This is a genomic window from Paenibacillus sp. Y301 (genome assembly GCF_059445505.1).
Window position 1 is genome coordinate 261,183 of the sequence record NZ_JCAIUL010000004.1, and the last position, 19,918, is coordinate 281,100.

The window sequence follows — 19,918 nt, forward strand, 5'->3', positions numbered from 1 at the left end:
ATATGAACTTATCATAAAATGAATATGTAATTGTGTCAAAAATAGCCCTATTAGTCGCGATAAACTCTCCGGATTGGTGACTTGATCTGTAGGGTTCTTTTTTTCGTGAAATATAATGATATACGTATCCAAGTGAGTTCTGAATCAGTAGAATATGAATTAAATTAGAAGTAAACAAACGAGATTAACACATGATCTACTATTGAAAGCGCTATATAAAGTAACGACGATATGATGTAATATACCTAATTGCATCCTAAACACCTATACAGGAGGGATATGTTTGAACGATCTGTGTAAAGTACTGATTGTAGATGATGAATATTTAGTAAGACAGGGAATCAAACATCTTCTGAATTGGGAATCAGAAGGGTTCCAAATGGTAGGAGAAGCAGGCAATGGTAAGGAAGCACTGGAAATGGTGAGCTTGTTGAAGCCTCACATTGTCATTACTGATATCGTTATGCCTGTGATGGATGGAGAAGAATTCGTTCGGAAGTTAAAGTCTGCATTTCCTGATATCGAAATTATAGTGCTAAGTAGCTTTAGTGAATTTGAGTATGTTAAATCTACCTTTCAGAATGGTGTAGCTGACTATGTATTGAAGCCTACGCTTGAAACGGAGGGATTACTTCATGTGCTTAGGACCACCGCTGATAAAATACCTTCAATGAATGGAAGAAATCGGTCTTCCGGTAGCTTCAGTCCTTCCCTAGACAGCATGATAGATAAGCTTATCTCTGGTTATGAGACGGATATTGATGCAAGTATCATTCATGACACATTGCCCTGGGACAGCTTTTGCTTGTGTGGATGTTCGTTGAAATATATACCCCACCAGGATCAGAATGAGCTTTCTTTCGTTAAGTCTAATTTACTAAAGGAAGTAGCTCGCTATATATCTTCAAATAATGTGTGTTATCAGCTGATTGAAACGGAACCTACCATGTTTATTGTGTTGTTCAACTTCGGGCAATCGGGATTGGCACATGTCGCAGAAAGGGTAAGAGCCATGATAACAGCAATAGATCAGCAAGATTCAGAAGTGTGCTGGGTTATTGGAGATGAGTTCCGAGATATCAATCAATTAGGGAACATATACCGTGAATCCTTCTTGAAAATGATGGATTATGCATTCTTTTTACCAGATCGGGCACTTATTATCGGAAGTGAGTTACCTAGTATTCCAAAGATAGATATCAAGTTTAGTATGAATCATTTCACGGATGAGCTGAAGCGCAAGCATACAGATATAGCTTTTAAATATTTGCAGGAGCATGTTGAGGTACTGGCAGGTCAGTATAAGAACGATGTGTTCGAGTTCAAGTCATTTCTGAGTAATATTATTTTTGTGATTATCACGTTACTAGATAGTACGAAGATAGACACGGCGCTTCTGGAAGAGGAGAAATATAGTTATTTCAAAAAGATGGATGAAGCAAAATATGCGAGAGATGCGGTTGCATTGTTACAGTCCTTTCTAGACAAAGTGACGCTTATGGTCGTATCGGCAGATCTTAAAGATAAAGACAGCCATCGGCTACAGCAGCTACTTGATTACATGCATGAGAACTATGCGGAACAGCTAACTCTGGCGGAGTTATCTAAGCATTTCCATTTCAATATGTCTTATTTATCGAGTTACTTCTCAGCGCATATGAAGGAAGGTTTCAGTGAATATATAAACAGAATTCGAATTGAAAAAGCGATAGAACTATTAAATGACGGTACCATCACTATTTCTGAAATTAGTGGTAGAGTAGGCTATTCCGATCACAGTTACTTTTGTAAAGTATTCAAGAAGTTTACCGGGGATTCTCCAAGTGCTTATCGTCGCAAAAAATATAAGAAGCAAGAGAAGTGAAATCCATGAGGATTATATTAGATAGAATTAAAAACGTAAAGCTGTTTACCAAAATGTTCATGATCATGGTTGTCAGCATTATTGCTGTCGCTATAGCGATATCATGGACCATCATCCATATGTCGACGGAGTTGTTTATGCAGACATTTAGCATTACGAATACGAAAGTGCTTAATCAGATTAAGACGGGATTTGAATCCTACCATGATTCTGTCGTAACGGTAGTGACTAACGCGAATCAGAGCGGGGCGATGAAGAACTTCTTAACGGAAGGCAATACGAATTCCATAAGCACAGCGAAGTCGTATTTCAGCATGACAGAACAGATGAAGAAACTTCAATCTAATTTGGAAGCATATGAGGTTGGAATCACGATTACAGGAGTGAACGGTCGAGTGTACTCAACCGATCGCTCTTATTTGCCGATGGATGATAAAGAGCTGAAGCGGCATCCACTTACATTAAATAGTCATAAAGAACCTAAGCGATTGATGTATCAAGATTACAAACAGTTGAATGGTAAGGGAGAGCAAATCATTGTTGCATCCAAGGCATTATTGGATCGGTCAACAGGTTACATCTATGGAACGATATATATTGCTATGAAGGAACGAGACTTCGGTCAAGTATTTGATAGTTTTACGAGCAATGGGAATGACGTGTTCATCCTTAATAAGGATGGCGTTATTGTATCAAGCAATCGAGAAGATCGGATTGGATATCAGAGTAAGGAACTGTTGAAATATGCAGAGAAATTGGCTAAAGATCCATCAGATTACATCAATATAAGTGTACAGGGCAAGGACAGTATTGTGATATCAGATAATCTCCCCACGTATGACTTCTATATTGTGAATGCTATTGATAAAGAAATGGCTCTTGGGCAAATGATTGATGTGAGGACATTAACGTTGATTTGTATTGTTATTGTAAGCATGGCATTACTGATCGTATTTCTCATGACTAGACAGATTAGTAAATCACTAACGACACTTGTTCAACAGATGAGTAATGTGACGCGCAATGAATTTGGTAATCATATTACCGTGACCGGGGGGTATGAAATAAGAGAACTCGGTCAGGCTTTTAACTATATGCTTGATGAACTACATGAGTACGTGGACAAGCTGGTGGAGACGCAAAAAGGGCAACGGAATGCAGAATTGGCAGCTTTGCAAAGGCAGATTAACCCCCATTTTCTGTACAATACGTTAGCATCCGTCAAAACATTAGTACAACAAGGGAGTAAGGGGAAAGCGACGGAAACCATTCATTCATTAATATCAGTGCTCCAAAATACGATCAGCAATGTTAATGAGACGATTACGGTGGAGCAAGAGCTCGAAATATTGAAACACTATGTGTTTATTAATCATGCTCGTTATGGAGACCGGATTAAGGTGAGCTACTTCGTTGCACCCTTGAGTATGGATTATCACGTTCCGAAGCTGATTATCCAGCCTTTTATCGAGAATGCATTCTTCCATGGATTTAACATAAAACCTAGCGGCTACATTCATGTATTAGTGTCCAATGATACACAGGCTCTTTATTGTGAGGTAGTGGATAGTGGGGATGGGATCAAGGATCTTCCTCCTGAGAATAGTCTTGTTCATTCAAAGCGCAGTCGACAACTATTTAGTGGGATAGGAATCAGGAATGTTCATGATCGGATTAGGCTGTTATATGGAGAAGAGTATGGAGTCACCATTGTCAGTGAAACTGGAGAAGGAACAAGGGTGAAAATGAAGTTACCGTTGATCAAAATATAAAAAAAGTATTAGAAACCAAAGATAATACAAATCATCTAGGAAAGCGGTTACAATGTGACGAAAATATGACAAGTGATCGTAAAGATATTCCTAACAGTCGATTCTGGAGACAAGGTAAGATGTTTTTACAGAAAGCAACCGCTTTCAATAACTGTCATCCAAAAAAACTCAACGGGGGTTGATGAAGTGAAGAAGTTAGGTGCTGTTCTACTGGCAAGTGTACTGATGCTAAGTGCATGTTCCTCGAAATCAGATGAAGCAAACACAGGTAGTGGTGAAGCAGCTGGGAAAAGTGATGAAATCACAGTATGGGCATGGGACCCGGCCTTTAACATTGCAGCGCTTGAAGCTGCCAAGAAAGTGTACAGTGCTACAAATCCTGATGTGAAGGTAAATGTCATCGAGTATGCGCAAGCGGACATTATTCAGAAATTGAATACGGGACTGAACTCGGGTACGACGAGCGGACTTCCGAATATCGTCCTAATTGAAGATTATCGTGCTCAGGGTTTCCTTAGTGCTTACCCGGATGCATTCCATGAGTTAGGAGACAGCATTAAGCCTGAGGATTTCGCTGATTACAAGCTAGGGCCAACAAGTCTGAATGGCAAGCAATATGGTGTTCCTTTTGACTCAGGTGCAACGGGATTGTATTACAGAACGGACTATTTAGAGCAAGCAGGTTATAAAGCAGAAGATATGAATAACCTGAATTGGGATCAATATATTGAGATCGGTAAAGCGGTTAAAGATAAAACAGGTAATAAATTGATTACGTTGGATCCGAATGACCTAGGGCTGATTCGTTCAATGATTCAAACCGCAGGATCATGGTATTTGGCTGATGATGGTAAGACACCGGATATTGCTACAAATGTGGCATTGAAGGAAGCATTCACGATTTATAAAAAAATGATGGAAGCTGATATTGTCAATATCCACTCGGATTGGAGTCAATTTATTGCAGCTCTTAATAAAGGAACGGTAGCTACAGTTCCTATAGGAAATTGGATTACACCTTCGATTAAACAAGAAGCTTCACAGTCTGGTAAATGGGCAGTCGCTCCGTTCCCTGCGCTTCCAGGCAATGCAGACTCTGTGAATGCCTCTAACCTTGGTGGAAGCTCATGGTACGTTATGAATGTGCCAGGAGCAGAGACGGCAACAGATTTCTTAGCTTCCACATTCGGTAGTAATGTAGAAATGTATCAAAATTTACTTAAAGATATCGGGGTTGTAAGTACGTTTAAAGCCGCATCTACAGGAGAGGCGTATGCACAGCCAGATGAATTCTTCTCAGGACAAAAGGTATATGCTGACTTCGCGACTTGGACTGAAAAAATTCCGAATGTGAATTATGGCATGCACACGTATGCCATTGAAGATATTCTGATCGTTGAAATGCAGAATTATTTGAACGGTAAGGATATTGATAGTGTTCTTAAGGATGCACAGAGCCAAGCAGAGACACAAATTAGATAAATTATAGTTTCACCATAAACCTAGAGCCTTGAGGGTTGAACGGCTCCTTCGCCTAAAATGAAAGATTGGAGGAGAACGGTTCATCCTTTAAGGTTCTATTTAATATGACATCCAGCAGAGGAGTGGGACGGTATGAAGCAAGGGAAGTCACACTTAAGCTTAGATCGAAGAAATGGAATCACAGGGTGGTCATTTATTCTAATATCTGTGGTTATGATCGTTGTCTTTTATTTCTACCCCATGGTTCAATCGCTCATACTGTCTTTCAAGACAGGTACTGGAGCTAATTTAACATTCACAGGCTTAGATAACTATATTCGATTGTTCAGTGACATTACGTTTCGTACAGCTGTGAAGAACACGTTCATTTATTTGATCATACAGGTACCTTTGATGATTATTCTAGCTATGATTATTTCGGTGTTTTTAAATGATAGCAATCTCAAATTCAGAGGGTTCTTCCGCACAGCGATATTCCTTCCATGTGTCACATCTCTCGTTGCGTACTCGATTATATTTAAGTATTTATTTGCAGGAGATGGCTTGGTGAACTCCTTGCTCTTGAATATTCATTTGATAAGTCAGCCGATCGAGTGGATCACGGATCCATTCTGGGCTAAGGTCACGATCATCATTGCGATTACCTGGCGCTGGACAGGGTATAACATGATTTTTTACTTATCATCCCTACAGAACATTGATAACTCTATTTATGAAGCAGCAAGAATAGATGGTGCATCATCCATACAACAATTTTTCAAAATCACAGTACCTCTATTGAAGCCCATTATCTTGTTTACATCCATCACATCAACGATTGGCACGCTTCAACTCTTTGATGAAATCGTGAATATCACGAAGGGTGGACCAGGGAATGCCACAATGAGTATTTCTCACTACATCTATAATCTGTCCTTTAAATATGCTGCGGACTTTGGGTATGCCGCAACCGTATCTTACTCCATCGTAATTATGATTATTGTATTAGCCTTCATTCAGTTCAAAGTGGCAGGTGAGAAAAATGGCTAAAATGAAAAGAGTGATAATATATCTATTTCTGAGTGTTATTTCTTTCGTCTCGATATTCCCATTTCTATGGATGATCATTAGTGCAACGAATCCGTCTGTTGACGTAACGAAGGGGAAGTTGCTTCCGGGTAATTTTTTCATGGATAATCTAAGGAAATTGATGGATTCAACAGAGTTGTTGCAGGCATTATATAACTCGGCTGTCATTGCTATCGTCACTACGGTATTGGCGATGATAATTGCATCACTCGCAGGGTATGGATTCGAAATATTTAGAAATAAGACAAGAGATGCTGTATTTAATACTTTGCTACTGTCGATGATGATTCCATTTGCAGCACTAATGGTCCCTTTATATCGATTATTCGCAGATATATCACGGTTTCTGCCTGGAATCGGGATTAATACGGTATCGGCTGTTATTGTACCAACCGCAACGACAGCTTTCCTGATTTTCTTCTTCCGGCAGAGTACCAAAATGTTTCCGAAGGAAATGCTTGAAGCGGGTAGAATGGATGGTCTGAGTGAGATTGGGATCTTCATCAGAATTTTCATGCCGACGATGAAAACAACGTATGCTGCGGCTGGTATTATTACGTTCATGGGGAGTTGGAACAGTTACTTGTGGCCATTAATTGTATTGCAGACACCAGAGAAGAAGACGATGCCACTCTTAATCTCGAATCTGGGTGCGGGTTATGCACCGGATTATGGTGTGATTATGATGGCCATTGTGATTGCTACGTTACCTACGGCGTTAGTCTTCTTCCTATTGCAGAAGCATTTCGTAGCGGGTATGACGGGCTCGGTTAAATAGAGAATGGTTAATTCATAGATACGCTCCCCGGCTATTCATAAGCTGGGGAGCGTATTGTTCTTGTGAAGTAAGTGTTAAATGGCTACGTTGATATTAAGCGCGGTGTCTCGCCATTTCAGATAGTTAGCCCAAGCGGTTCCATTGTCTAGTAGTGATTTGCAAGTATATACGCCTTCTTCAATAGAATCCACACGTTTGGCGAGGTGAAGCCGGACGGCTCCGTTCAGTAACACCTGATTATAGAATGCCATATGGGCTTCTCCACGAAGTACTTCCTCCGTTACACGTAACTGTTCAACTGCGTTCCAAGCTACATCAGGAACGGGGGTGTCTAGACCATAAGCTTCGGGATCTACGACTTGCATTCGGAATTCACCGTTCTCCACGATGTAGGTGCGAGTAGGTCGATCGATATATACATCCTCGGAACCTTCGGTGCCTTGTACGATGAGCGCCCGGTTATAGTCTAATTTGTGAATCACTTTGGCCATACGTTCGAAGAATGTATTATGAAATACGCCATATACGAGGTAAGGAGAATAGCTATAGTCTAACAGTTTCTCTACTGTATTCAGGATCGTTCTCATGCCTAATTCTTCACGGATAGAACGTAGGTTTTTGAGGGGTGGACACCATTGCTCGGAAGAAACGCATAATAACCCTGTATGGCGGGCAACTTGGATCGTCTGAACCTTCGTGAGTAGTTCATCACCGATACCCATCTCATGTAGAAGATCAATGAGAGTGACACCCCATTTGGGAGGGAGTGAGGAAGTGCTATGCATGGTGACGGGAAGCCCCGCCGCTGTTAATACGAATGAAGTAGCGAAGGTAGCGATGAAGGATTTCCTCCTTCCGTCATAAGGCCCCGCAATATCAAGACCAGCCTGAATAGGGGAGCGATAGGCATAGGTACGGCATACAGCTATAAAAGCTTCCAACTCCTCCATACTTTCCATCTTAATCCGTTCAGCAGCGAAGAATGCACCCATTTGTGCTGGGGACGCCTTGCATCCTAGTATTTCCTCGGCTGCGACCCATGCTTCTTCATAGGTCAAGTCACGGGATCCCCGTTTGCCGCGGGCGACTTCTTTCAATATGTCTATCATCATTATGAAGTCCTCCTTCGTTACTATGCCTTTAATGATTGATGTGCTTTTACGATCGAGGTGGCAATATCAACCATGCGTTTACGTTCATTCATAGCTCTCTTACGGAGTATATCGTAAGCCTCTGCTTCTGAAATACGGTTGATGTCACTGAGAATTTGTTTAGCCATATCAATCCACTTACGCTCTTCAAGTCGGGATAATAGTTGTAGACGTTCGTCCTGCCAGTGCTGACGGTCATAGAAATGTTTCGCACCGATATGGAGAGCCCAGTGCAGTTCCTGACCATTCATGCTTGGTGTTAGGATGCCATCAATACTTACGTCTGCTTCACATGAATTGATGGAGGACGTCGCTACAGCCGAGCCACACCACCATAGAAGGGGGAGAGATTTCCATTGTTGCAGCGTGTCCTCCCAACTCTTAATTTCCCCTATAGGTAAATGGAGTACGGCAGCATCCACTTCTCTAATGATGGGTTGAATATCTTCCACGCTAGATGAAGCCAATACTTGATAACCATTGGATTCTAATAGAGCTTCTGGTTGTATTTCTGGAGACGAAGAGATCCCATTCTGATCAACACTAGCGGTATTAAAAGGATCACGAACAACCAATAAGAAGCGCATCGACAGATAACACCTCCATAAACATAGCGATTTTAAAGGCAATTATAGGAACTAAACCTAACATGGGAATCGTGGATAGAATAATAAGCTTTTAGGAACTAAAAGCGAGAAGTTCAGGGATGAAATAGGGAAATTAAACGTTAATTCCGTAAGAAAAAAATGTTTATTAGTTATTTTCACAATTTTCAAGAAAAAAAGCAATAATAATTTAAATTTTAATCAGAGGGTAGTAAATGATTAAGTCGGCTTGTGTGTTATGTAATGTAACATATTGTTAATTATAAAGATTGAATACCCCGATTTTACAAATTTAAAAATTTATTTATGTTAAGTATATTGACACAGGGCAAAACGTCTTATATAGTTAGTTTCAACAAATAACAATCTAATATCTTTCACGGATACACTGACGTATTCGTATAGAAGCGGCAACGAGGCCTGTCTTCGCTCTTATGTAGGGAATAATGTTTTATTTTCCCTGAGCGTAGCAGGCCTTTTTATGTTTATTCAAGGGAGGAGAACACCGTTATGAATCAAGCGAAGAAAATGGTACTCATCGGAAATGGAATGGCGGGTATACGTACGATTGAGCACGTTCTAAAGCTCTCAACAGAGGCTTATGACATTACAGTGTTTGGTGCTGAACCACATCCTAACTATAATCGGATCATGTTATCGTCGGTGTTAGCCGGTGGATCTGATATGAAGGATATTGTTATAAATGACTGGGATTGGTACACGGAGAACAATATCAAGCTTTACACAGGGGATGCGGCAAAAAGTATTGATTCGGTGAAGCGAAGGGTGATTTCTGAGTCTGGGATTGAGGTTTCATATGACATATTAATTATAGCTACGGGTTCCAATCCGTTCATGCTTCCACTTCCGGGGGTGAACAAAGAGGGTGTTATTGGATTTCGGGATATTAGAGATTGTCAGATCATGATGGAGACATCTAAGACCTATAAGAAGGCGGCTGTTATTGGGGGCGGTTTACTGGGTTTAGAAGCAGCCAGAGGGCTACTTAATCTAGGGATGGATGTCCATGTTATTCACATTAATAAACACTTAATGGATCGTCAGCTTGATCAATCCGCATCGATGATGTTACAGAGAGATCTGGAAGAACAGGGAATGAAATTTCTGCTTAAGAAAAATACAGCAAGCATAGATGGTAAACGTCGTGCACAAGGCTTATCTTTCACGGATGGAAGTCAGATCGATGCTGATCTTGTAGTCATGGCCGTAGGGATTAAACCGAATGTAGAACTGGCTAAACGGGCAGGTCTAGAAGTGAATCGAGGCATTGTTGTTAATGATTTCATGGAGACGAGTATACAAGGGATATATGCCGTTGGTGAGTGTGCGGAGCATCGAGGGATTGCCTACGGTCTCGTAGCGCCGCTGTATGAACAAGGTGCGGTATTAGCGAAAAGATTAGTTGGCGTTGAGACATCAGGTTATGCAGGTTCGGTGACATCTACCAAGCTAAAAGTATCGGGTGTGGATGTATTCTCAGCAGGTTATTTCAACGATGAACCCGGTATGCGTTCACTCCGCTTTCAGGATGATATAGATAACGTATATAAGAAAATAGTGATTCAAGACGATCGATTAATTGGAGCTGTTCTCTTCGGGGATACAACAGATGGCGCATCATTATTCTCCTTAATCAAGAGTGGGGAGTCGATTACGGGTAGGGAGAAGGAACTTCTACTTGGGTACACCAACGATAAAGCGGGGGAATCAGCTGCAAGTAAGCTTGCCACCATGTCAGATGAAGAAGTTATATGTGGTTGTAATGGTGTCTCCAAAGGAACGATTGCTGAAGTCATTGGAAAAGGATGCACTACCGTTGGTGAGATCAAAATGTGTACGAAGGCGACAGGGTCGTGTGGTGGATGTAAACCACAAGTGGAAGCATTGTTGCATCTGTATGCCGGAGATGCCGTAGGCGAGCCGGTAAAAGAGGGAATCTGCGGATGCACAAGCCTTGGTCGTGACGAAATCATTGAGAGTATGAAGGCGATGCGCTTAATGAACGTGAAGGAAGTTATGAATGTACTGGAATGGCGGGAACCAGAGGGTTGTTCTAAATGTCGACCTGCGTTGAACTACTACTTAGGGATGCTATATCCAGCTGAATATGCAGATGAGAAGGAATCACGATTTACGAACGAACGATTCCATGCAAATATTCAAAAAGACGGCACGTATTCGGTTATACCTCGAATATATGGCGGGGTAACATCACCCACGGAATTAAAGAAAATTGCTACTGTGGCTGAGAAATATGATGTACCTTTAGTGAAATTTACCGGCGGTCAACGATTAGATTTGTTTGGAGTGAAGAAAGAAGACCTTCCGAAGATTTGGGAAGAACTTGATATGCCTTCTGGTCATGGATATGGTAAAGCGCTACGTACGGTGAAAACATGCGTTGGATCTACATTCTGTCGATTCGGTACACAGGATGCGATCGGAATGGGAATTCGTATGGAGAAGGCTTTTGAACGGATTAGTACACCTGCAAAAGTGAAGTTCGCTGTCTCTGGGTGCCCCCGCAACTGTGCAGAAGCAACGGTTAAGGATCTTGGGGTTGTGGCAATCGATGGAGGATGGGAGATTTACGTCGGTGGAAATGCCGGGGTTAAGGTTAGGGCATCTGAATTTCTGTGCACGGTGAAGACGGAAAATGAAGTTATAGAGTGGACCGCTGCTTACCTTCAATATTACCGCGAGAATGCGAATTGGAACGAACGGACAGCGAACTGGATAGAACGAGTGGGTCTAGCTTCTGTTGTGAAGGCATTAGAGAGTGCGGATGCTCGGAGAGAACTAGTCGATCGAATTGAAGAAACGTTGAGTTATGCGAAAGAGCCTTGGAAAGAGATTATTCATAATGACGAACTTCGCAAAAATTTCGAACCTTTGTCTGGTGTTCAGACCGTAAATGGATAGGAGGAAAGATAATGACTAAGGTACAAGTGGGACTCATTACTGATATTGATATTCTGGGATCGCGTACGATCCAGTTCGATGAAACAGAGGTTGCGGTATTTCGTCTAAGTGATGGAACCGTGAAAGCCGTTGAGAATCGCTGCCCTCATAAGGGCGGTCGCTTGTCGGAAGGTATGGTATGTGGTTCTTCTGTCCACTGTCCTTTACACGATTGGAAGATAGACCTCTCGAGTGGGGAAGTGCATAAACCAGATGATGGTTGTATAACGACCTATGAAACAGAAGTAGATGCAGCTAGTGGCTCTATTTATATCACCATATAAAGGAGAGGTTATAGATGGATTATGTGAAGCCTGCTGAAGTGCTAGAGAACATGATTGAGGTTGGAGCTGCGAAAGCTGAATTGAGTAGATTTCAAATGCTGATTAGAGGGTTTCTGGGTGGGGCCATTCTTGCCTTCGCTACTACACTTGCTTATACGGCCACAGCACAGACGTCGCTGGGTCTTGTGGGTGCACTTATTTTTCCGGTAGGTTTCGTGATCATCATTTTATTGGGGTTGGAATTGGTTACCGGGAGTTTTGCACTGATTCCATTAGCTGCTCTGGAACGTAAAACGTCCGTTAAGCGGATGTTAATTAACTTCGGTTGGGTGATCGTAGGACATCTGATAGGGTGCGCAGTCTATGCCGGATTATATGGATTAACCATTACAAAGATGGGTACGGATATGAGCAATCCATTGATTCAGACGATCATACAAGCGAGTGAAGCAAAAACGTTGGGGTATAAGTCGATGGGAATGGACGGTATGGTTCTTGTAACGATCAAGGCGGTGCTGTGCAATTGGATGGTAACATTAGGTGTGGTTATGGCCATGACCTCCAAATCCACTTCTGGCAAAATCATCGCGATGTGGCTTCCGATCTTAATCTTCTTTGCGCAAGGGTTTGAGCATGCAGTGGTGAATATGTTCGTCATTCCTGCGGGAATGATGCTTGGGGCAGATGTAAGCATGGCGGATTGGTGGATATGGAACCAGATTCCTGTCCTATTTGGAAATTTTGTAGGTGGTGCAATATTTACAGGTCTATTCATTTATTTATCTCATCGAAAAGTGAGCAGGGTGAAGCTAGCAGTTGCGACTGTTAGTGAACACAACACACGTGTAGATAACAGGCCTTTACATTCAAAGACTATGGAAGAAAGCCTATGAGTATGATGGGTAAGGTTAGTATCGTTGGTGCAGGCCCTGGGGACCCTGAATTGCTTACGATCAAGGCATTGAAGTGCATAGAAGCAGCAGATGTTATTATGTATGATCGACTTGTTAATGAAGAAATTCTAACTTACGCTCGGCGTGATGCCATTCTCGTATATTGTGGTAAGAAGCCAGGGGAGCATGCTATGTCCCAAGATGTGATTCATGAGACGATGCTAACCTACGCCTTGGAAGGACATCGGGTGGTACGTTTGAAGGGAGGGGATCCTTTTGTCTTCGGACGTGGCGGGGAAGAAGCGCTCATATTAGCGCAGTATTCAATCCCCTATGAGATCGTACCTGGAATCACTTCTGCCATTGGGGCGGCGGCTTCAGCAGGTATTCCGTTGACTCATCGTGGATATGCAGCTTCGTTCGCTTGTGTGACCGGTAGCCGATGCCATGGAGGTCAATCACCTGTTAGATGGGATCTTCTTGCTCATAGTGTAGATACCTTAGTCATTTATATGGGCGTTAGTGAGTTGGCATCTATTCGAGAGGAGTTGTTGAGACACGGGAAGGACCCTGCAACACCTGTTGCGTTAATAGAACATGGGACAACGAAGAAAGAACGGACATTCATTGGGAAGTTAGCGGATATACATGATCTTGCTAGAAGGGTTGAATTAATGAATCCAGCATTAATTATTATTGGGGAAGTTGTGCGCGTACAAGAACAACTAACCGCCATTGAAAGGCAAGCCATCTCAATGATCAGTTAGTCTGATTGGATTCATCTCTTAAGTTTTCTTCTACTTCGTATCCAAAAGAATAAGGCTACAACGATTCCAAGAGCGATGATGGCATAAGCAATATTAGAATACACATCCATAAATTCAACAACGCTTTCCCAATTGTCCCCGAGAGCAGCACCGACTGAGACGAGAATAACATTCCATATTAATGTACCAATCGTTGTATAAAGTAGAAATAGTCCGAATTTCATTTTAGCTATACCTGCAGGGATTGAAATAAGACTGCGTATCAAAGGGATCATCCGGCAAAAGAAAACGGTCCAATATCCATATCGTTCGAACCATGCATCTGCTTTGCGGATGTCTTCTTTTTTTACGCGGAGGTATCGTCCCCATCGGTCGATGATGGCCTCCAGCCGATCCACATTAATTAGATAACCAATACCATACAAAATAGCTGCACCAAAGATAGATCCCAGCGTTGCCACTGCAATGACGCCGGTTGCTGTTAGATTAGTATGGGTTGTCATAAACCCACCGAAGGTGAGAATAACTTCTGATGGAATGGGAGGAAATACATTTTCCAAAGCAATCAGTAGAAAAATACCCCAATATCCGAATTGTTCCATGAAACTCGTAATCCAATTTTCCATGTAGTAGGAACCTCCAGCGCTAGTTTTAAATAGTATAACTGATATGAACATGAACTGGAAATTTGTATGTAATCATATGAAATTTTAGTCATATCTCCAAAGTTGATTCAAACTCTACAATAAGTACATACAAAAACAAGAATACATTGCTTTTATTGTTGTCCTATGACATAATGAAACGTTAGCTCATGTTTAAACATTGGGCTTTTTGTCATTAAACTTCTTGGAGGTATTCGATATAGTGGAGCGTTATCCTTTTGAGCATGACCCTTCTAAACCCTTTATTCAGCAAGTGGGCGATTGGGTAGCAGATGTATTCTATGAACTATTACCAGAAGCGGGCTTTGAAGTTCGCGACGAACAGATATATATGGCATTTCAATTGGAACGTGCTTTTGCCGAGAAAAAGGCGATTTTTGCAGAGGCAGGAGTTGGGACAGGCAAGACATTGGTCTATTTGTTATATGCTATTTGTTATGCTCGATATACACGCAAGCCAGCGATCATTGCTTGTGCTGACGAGTCCTTGATCGAGCAGTTGGTGAAGCCGGAGGGGGATATTGCCAAGTTGGCTCAACACCTTAGCCTTGCTATAGATGCACGTCTGGGTAAGTCTCCAGATCAGTATGTATGTCTAGTGAAGCTAGACGAAGCTAGATTTAAGGATGAACAAGGTGCACAATGGGAGGATTTATACGAGAACCTTCCTGAGTTCGTTCATAGTCCTAAACCGATGCAGACATTCCATGCTTATGGTGATCGGAAGAACTATCCACATCTAAATGATGAACAATGGCACAAAATAAATTGGGATTCATTCCAGGATTGTTTTACTTGCGACAGAAGACATCGTTGTGGACAGACGTTATCTAGAGACTATTATCGTCATTCGTCAGATCTCGTGATCTGCTCCCATGATTACTATATGGAACACGTATGGACGTTCGAAGGCAGAAAACGCGAGGGACAACTTCCGCTATTACCTGATCACTGTGCTGTCGTATTTGATGAAGGACATTTACTTGAATCAGCTGCGATGAAAGCACTTGGATACAAAATGAAACATGTGGTATTCGAAGAATTGATTTTACGTTTGCTACAGGGTGAAGTTCGTGAGGCACTTGCTGTGCTTATTGATGAAGCCATTGATCAATCAGAGATGATGTTTCAATTATTAGGTAAGCATAGTGAGAGTATTCCGGGTTCGGATCGGAAGCAGATTCATTTAAATGACAAATTATTGGAGTCGGTACACCATTTCCGGAGTATCTTAACTGCGATAGAGGAAGAGCTTGTATTTGAAAGTGAGCTATATACTCTAGATGATTATCAACTTCGTATTGTTGAGGAACATATTGAGATGATGCAGAAGGCGTTGGGTCTTTTTGAGAATTCGGATGCTTTGATCTGTTGGGTGACAGATAGCGAAGATGGGTTGACCTTGTCGATCATGCCGAAGACGGTTAAAGAAGTATTGCAGGAACGGGTATTCAACACGAATATGCCCATCGTGTTCTCTTCCGCTACATTATCTGTTGATGGGTCGTTTCAATATGTCGCAGATAGTCTAGGGTTGGAACATTACTTATCCTTCTCGGTAAATTCGCCATATGACTATACGAATCAAATGCAAGCTTATGCTCCGAAGTTAACGAATGGTGGAAGCTTCGCTGAGAAGATGGAGATTGCGGGTCAACTTCTAGAACGTACAGCTGGAAGAGCACTTATTCTATTCCGAACACATGAGGAGTTACAACAGTTCAAACAACAGATTACACTGGATCCAAGATGTGCAGACATACCTTTCTACTATGAAGGTGATCAAGAGATTAGTTATTTAATCTCGGCATTTCAGAGGAATGAAGCAAGCGTTCTATGTGCGGTGAGTCTATGGGAGGGATTGGATGTACCAGGTCCATCTTTATCGAATGTAATTATATGGTCATTACCATTTCCACCTCAAGATCCAGTGTTTATGGCGAAACGTAACGCTTCATCTTCTCCTTTTGAAGAGGTAGATTTGCCACATATGTTATTACGCTTAAGACAAGGGATGGGTCGTCTCATCCGTTCACGTGGTGATCATGGAATCATTGCTATTCTTTGTGAAGAACTACAACAGAAGGCTTCAGTGCGGGAGCATGTCCTATCCGTGATGCCGGAAGGCGTTGCGCTACAAGAGACACTATAATTATAAAGTCGTCATCCTAGTTTTCAGATGGTCAATGCCGCCAAATGTGAGAGGGTGTCTGATTACAGTAAAAAACCTTAATTCATCAGAAATGATGGATTAAGGGTTTTTTTAGGTATGTAGGTAGCTAAGAATTGGAGTATAGGAGTAGCTAATATTAAAATCCACCAAATCCGCCATAAGGATCAGCATTAGAGAATATGACTAATGCAATGATGATAACTACAATAATGATAGCGTATAATACCGTACCCACAATTCCGCATACCAGACCTGCTATCGCCAGACCACGTCCTTGTTCATTTTTGTATTTGAGTTCTTTTAGAGAGAGACTAGCGAAGATGATTGCAACGATTCCGATCAGTAGACCAATATAAGGAGTACCAACAGAAATAATGCCTAGTACTAGGGCGGCGATAGATTTGCCATTCGTTTTTACAGGTTGCATGGGTGGTGGGTAGTTATTGTGGGGTCTATTTAAATCATTTGAAAATTGATTCATACAGTAAATACTCCTCTTGTAGTGTTTATGACTTGTATAAGTATAGCGGTATATACCTATAATTACCATCATTTACTTGTGATAATATACCTAGGTTTTCTGTGACTATGACTTAATAACTATTTCATTGAACGATCATAACGATGCTCCTGTTGAGATGAATCAGATATTCGAACATGGTTGAAGAGGTAGGTAAAAAGGGTAATGGAGGTTGCATAAAATGTATCGCTTTTTGTTGCGATTATGACTATTATATGAATGAACTAACTTATTATTGCGAATGGAGGGTCCGGTTTTGAATAGTAAACAGTCGGAACAACATTCTTTATATGCGCATATATTTGCAAATGCTCCAACAGGGATTGCCGTGGTTAGAAGGGATGGAAGATGGGTCAATATCAATCCTTCATGGTGTCAATTGTTCGGATATACTATAGATGAATTAATGGAGCTAAGTTTGAAGGATATTACATATCCGGAGGATTGGAATGTAGAACAGAAAGAACTACAACAATTATTTAACGGGCAGTCTCCGTCTTGTTCATTAGAGAGACGTTATCTTCATAAGAATGGATCAATCTTCTGGGCCTCCGTCCATCTCTCAGCTTGGAGAGATAACGCTACAGATGAAGCTCCATTGTATGCGATACATATTATTGATATTTCTGAGACGAAAGTAGCAGAACAAGAACTTGAGAACACGCAGAAATTATTTCAACTCGTATCTGGGAATACTCGGGACATTATTTATTGCTGTGATCCAGAGGGGAACTACGTGTATTGTTCACCATCTCTTCAAGAGATATTAGGGTATTCTCAGGAAGAGATTACACAAATGAGTGGATTAGAATTAATATTTCCTGAGGATTTGGAAGAATTAAGACGTGCGGATATGTACAACAGGAGCCTTCAGCAATTTAGAGTTCGTCATCGTAATGGCAAATATCTGTGGTTTGAAGGTGCGTTTAAATCAAGCCCTAATGAACAAGGAATCATTAATATTATGGTAGTTGGCCGAGATATCACACAACGAAAGAGAAGTGAGCACATCATCGCGGAATCCCAACGCATTGCCTTAATAGGAAGTTGGGAATGGGAAATAGAGAATCATTCACTAGTATTCTCAGATCAATTGGTTGATGTATATCATTGGAACGTAGAGGAAGTTAAGCGGCATTCATTAGACATACTTGACCTTGTACATGAGGGTGAGCGGGAGCGATTTAAAGAGAGTATTGCGAAGGTGTTACGCGATGGAAGTGATCTGTGTTTTGAGTTTCAGAATCATCCGTTGGATGGGGAGGCTCAGTACTTACATCTTCGTGGGGTCATTGCATTGGATGAATCCGGCAAATATGCTCGTATGAATGGGACCGTTCAAGATATCACAGATCGAAAAATGGTTGAATTGAAGCTTCAAGAGATGTTGGAACGTTATACTTCGCTTAAAAAGTATAATTATGATGCTGTCATCTCACTTGATCTAGAAGGAGTCATCATTAGTTCCAATGCTAGAGCCCAAGATCTAACAGGATACGGTGTCAATGAATTGGCAGGTATGAGTATTTCTAAGATCATTGGAAGTAACCATGTGGCGAGAATGATTGCGTATACCACGTGTGATATGAACAAGGAGAACAATATTGATAGTATCGTGCATAAAAGTGGTCATCGTGTAGAGGTATTGGCAACCATTGTCCCTATTATTATAAATAGAGAGAATGTTGGATTCTATATTCTTCTCAAAGATATTACAGAACAGAAGAAGTTATTGATCGAGAAAGAAACAGCAGAGAATATGAATAAAGCCAAGAGCGAGTTTCTAACGATGATGAGTCACGAAATTCGCACACCCATGAATGGGGTAATTGGTATGGCAGAGCTACTGTTGGAGACAACCAAGCTTGATGCGCAACAGCGGGAGTATTTAGAAATTATACGTAAGAGTGGCGATGGTCTTCTAGGAATTATTAATGATATTTTAGATATTTCCAAAATTGAGTCTGGGAAGATTGTTTTGCAAGAGAAACCTTTGGACGTAAGAAGTTGTATTGCAGATATACTAGATATCCTATCTTCTAAAGCTGATGAGAAAGGTCTTAAAATGAGTTCCTATGTGAATCCGAGCGTACCCCATTCTTTCATGGGGGATCCGGATCGTCTGAAGCAGGTATTAACGAACCTTATTGGTAATGCAGTGAAGTTTACATTCTCAGGTAATGTGACAATTAACGTAGATGTGGTATCGCGCACAGACTCTAATACAGAACTTAAATTTGTTATTAAAGATACAGGGATTGGTATTCCTAAGGATAAAATAAGCCAGTTATTTTCGCCTTTTAATCAAGTTGAGCATTTCATGACGCGTAAATATGAAGGCACAGGACTGGGCCTAGCAATTAGTAAAAAGTTAGTAGAATTGATGGGGGGAACGATCTCTTTGGAGGAGTCAGATGAAGTAGGTGCTACATTTACATTCACGATACTTCTTAAAGAGAATCAAGAAATCGTTGAAGTTACGGATACCCAAGTAGCGTCCAGCGATCATCCACAGGTAGAGCCCTCCTTGAAAGTATTGATTGCAGAAGATAATGAGATTAATCAACTCGTATTGAAGAGGATGCTAGAGAAACAAGGGCATTCAACGCATATTGTTAGTAATGGATATGAAGTGATTCAGGCGTTGGCATATGAACGTTATGACATGATATTCATGGATGTACAAATGCCCGAAATGGATGGATTCGAGGCAACAGCCATCATTAGAGAGACGATATCACCTGAATTGTGTCCAATCATTATTGCCGTCACTGCAAATGCATTGAAGGGCGATCGAGAGAAGTGTCTGGCGGCAGGGATGGATAATTACATCAGCAAGCCTATTAAGAATATGGTCTTAAAAGAAATGATTGCGAAGTGCTTTGGAGGAACAGCGGAGGTCTGTATCTAGACT

At 41.3% G+C, this 19,918-nt stretch carries 15 protein-coding genes; 11 read left to right on the top strand and 4 right to left on the bottom strand.

The window, feature by feature from the left end:
* The first annotated feature begins 283 nt into the window (after window positions 1–283).
* The 5 genes from AC1D69_RS09695 (at window position 284) to AC1D69_RS09715 (ending at window position 6,964) form a co-directional block, all read left to right on the top strand.
* Entirely contained in the window at window positions 284–1,864 is a 1,581-nt protein-coding gene (locus AC1D69_RS09695; protein WP_495455934.1) for a response regulator transcription factor, read from the top strand.
* A gap of 5 nt (window positions 1,865–1,869) precedes the next feature.
* Complete coding sequence (locus tag AC1D69_RS09700; protein ID WP_495455935.1) at window positions 1,870–3,636, top strand: cache domain-containing sensor histidine kinase; 1,767 nt, start codon at window positions 1,870–1,872, stop codon at window positions 3,634–3,636.
* A gap of 186 nt (window positions 3,637–3,822) precedes the next feature.
* A complete protein-coding gene (locus tag AC1D69_RS09705) occupies window positions 3,823–5,118 on the top strand; it encodes an ABC transporter substrate-binding protein (RefSeq protein WP_495455936.1) in 1,296 nt (431 codons plus the stop codon).
* Between the two features lie 132 nt (window positions 5,119–5,250).
* Window positions 5,251–6,147: a carbohydrate ABC transporter permease gene (locus AC1D69_RS09710; protein WP_495455937.1), complete on the top strand. Its 897-nt coding sequence runs from the start codon at window positions 5,251–5,253 to the stop codon at window positions 6,145–6,147.
* Complete coding sequence (locus tag AC1D69_RS09715) at window positions 6,140–6,964, top strand: carbohydrate ABC transporter permease (RefSeq protein WP_495455938.1); 825 nt, start codon at window positions 6,140–6,142, stop codon at window positions 6,962–6,964. Before AC1D69_RS09710 ends, AC1D69_RS09715 begins: the two co-directional genes overlap by 8 nt.
* Before the next feature lie 74 nt (window positions 6,965–7,038).
* On the opposite strand, the gene AC1D69_RS09720 is transcribed toward AC1D69_RS09715, so the two are convergent.
* Together AC1D69_RS09720 and AC1D69_RS09725 are read right to left on the bottom strand one after the other, a co-directional pair.
* Complete coding sequence (locus tag AC1D69_RS09720) at window positions 7,039–8,079, bottom strand: anthranilate phosphoribosyltransferase (protein WP_495456069.1); 1,041 nt, start codon at window positions 8,077–8,079, stop codon at window positions 7,039–7,041.
* A 17-nt stretch (window positions 8,080–8,096) separates the two neighbouring features.
* On the bottom strand, window positions 8,097–8,702 hold the full coding sequence (locus tag AC1D69_RS09725) for an ANTAR domain-containing response regulator (protein ID WP_495455939.1): 606 nt from the start codon (window positions 8,700–8,702) through the stop codon (window positions 8,097–8,099).
* Window positions 8,703–9,230: 528 nt separating this feature from the next.
* Between AC1D69_RS09725 and nirB the strand changes: the two genes are divergently transcribed.
* Genes nirB through cobA form a run of 4 tightly spaced genes read left to right on the top strand, consistent with a single transcriptional unit; the run spans window position 9,231 to window position 13,646 of the window.
* On the top strand, window positions 9,231–11,663 hold the full coding sequence (gene nirB, locus AC1D69_RS09730; RefSeq protein WP_495455940.1) for a nitrite reductase large subunit NirB: 2,433 nt from the start codon (window positions 9,231–9,233) through the stop codon (window positions 11,661–11,663).
* 11 nt (window positions 11,664–11,674) lie between these two features.
* On the top strand, window positions 11,675–11,986 hold the full coding sequence (gene nirD / locus AC1D69_RS09735) for a nitrite reductase small subunit NirD (protein WP_495455941.1): 312 nt from the start codon (window positions 11,675–11,677) through the stop codon (window positions 11,984–11,986).
* Window positions 11,987–12,000: 14 nt separating this feature from the next.
* Complete coding sequence (locus AC1D69_RS09740; RefSeq protein ID WP_495455942.1) at window positions 12,001–12,879, top strand: formate/nitrite transporter family protein; 879 nt, start codon at window positions 12,001–12,003, stop codon at window positions 12,877–12,879.
* Window positions 12,880–12,881: 2 nt separating this feature from the next.
* Window positions 12,882–13,646, top strand: a complete 765-nt coding sequence (cobA, locus tag AC1D69_RS09745) for a uroporphyrinogen-III C-methyltransferase (protein ID WP_495456070.1) — start codon at window positions 12,882–12,884, stop codon at window positions 13,644–13,646.
* Window positions 13,647–13,657: 11 nt separating this feature from the next.
* Here the strand turns inward: cobA and AC1D69_RS09750 are convergent, their stop codons facing one another.
* Window positions 13,658–14,272 carry a DedA family protein gene (locus tag AC1D69_RS09750; protein WP_495455943.1) on the bottom strand — a complete coding sequence of 205 codons (615 nt, stop codon included), beginning with the start codon at window positions 14,270–14,272 and terminating at the stop codon, window positions 13,658–13,660.
* 241 nt (window positions 14,273–14,513) lie between these two features.
* On the opposite strand from AC1D69_RS09750, the gene AC1D69_RS09755 reads away from it, so the two are divergent.
* Window positions 14,514–16,463 carry an ATP-dependent DNA helicase gene (locus tag AC1D69_RS09755; RefSeq protein WP_495455944.1) on the top strand — a complete coding sequence of 650 codons (1,950 nt, stop codon included), beginning with the start codon at window positions 14,514–14,516 and terminating at the stop codon, window positions 16,461–16,463.
* Window positions 16,464–16,620: 157 nt separating this feature from the next.
* Here AC1D69_RS09755 and AC1D69_RS09760 read toward each other — a convergent pair whose 3' ends face one another.
* Window positions 16,621–16,965: a DUF4190 domain-containing protein gene (locus AC1D69_RS09760; protein WP_495455945.1), complete on the bottom strand. Its 345-nt coding sequence runs from the start codon at window positions 16,963–16,965 to the stop codon at window positions 16,621–16,623.
* 295 nt (window positions 16,966–17,260) lie between these two features.
* Here AC1D69_RS09760 and AC1D69_RS09765 point away from each other — a divergent pair, with 295 nt between their 5' ends.
* On the top strand, window positions 17,261–19,915 hold the full coding sequence (locus AC1D69_RS09765; RefSeq protein WP_495455946.1) for a PAS domain S-box protein: 2,655 nt from the start codon (window positions 17,261–17,263) through the stop codon (window positions 19,913–19,915).
* Window positions 19,916–19,918 lie beyond the last annotated feature (3 nt).

Excerpts from the sequence above, each read along its gene's own strand:
- AC1D69_RS09715 (WP_495455938.1), top strand. The coding sequence starts at position 6,140 with ATGGCTAAAATGAAAAGAGTGATAATATATCTATTTCTGAGTGTTATT.
- AC1D69_RS09760 (WP_495455945.1), bottom strand. The coding sequence starts at position 16,965 with ATGAATCAATTTTCAAATGATTTAAATAGACCCCACAATAACTACCCA.
- AC1D69_RS09710 (WP_495455937.1), top strand. The coding sequence starts at position 5,251 with ATGAAGCAAGGGAAGTCACACTTAAGCTTAGATCGAAGAAATGGAATC.
- AC1D69_RS09740 (WP_495455942.1), top strand. The coding sequence starts at position 12,001 with ATGGATTATGTGAAGCCTGCTGAAGTGCTAGAGAACATGATTGAGGTT.
- nirB (WP_495455940.1), top strand. The coding sequence starts at position 9,231 with ATGAATCAAGCGAAGAAAATGGTACTCATCGGAAATGGAATGGCGGGT.
- cobA (WP_495456070.1), top strand. The coding sequence starts at position 12,882 with ATGATGGGTAAGGTTAGTATCGTTGGTGCAGGCCCTGGGGACCCTGAA.
- AC1D69_RS09750 (WP_495455943.1), bottom strand. The coding sequence starts at position 14,272 with ATGGAAAATTGGATTACGAGTTTCATGGAACAATTCGGATATTGGGGT.
- AC1D69_RS09725 (WP_495455939.1), bottom strand. The coding sequence starts at position 8,702 with ATGCGCTTCTTATTGGTTGTTCGTGATCCTTTTAATACCGCTAGTGTT.
- AC1D69_RS09700 (WP_495455935.1), top strand. The coding sequence starts at position 1,870 with ATGAGGATTATATTAGATAGAATTAAAAACGTAAAGCTGTTTACCAAA.
- nirD (WP_495455941.1), top strand. The coding sequence starts at position 11,675 with ATGACTAAGGTACAAGTGGGACTCATTACTGATATTGATATTCTGGGA.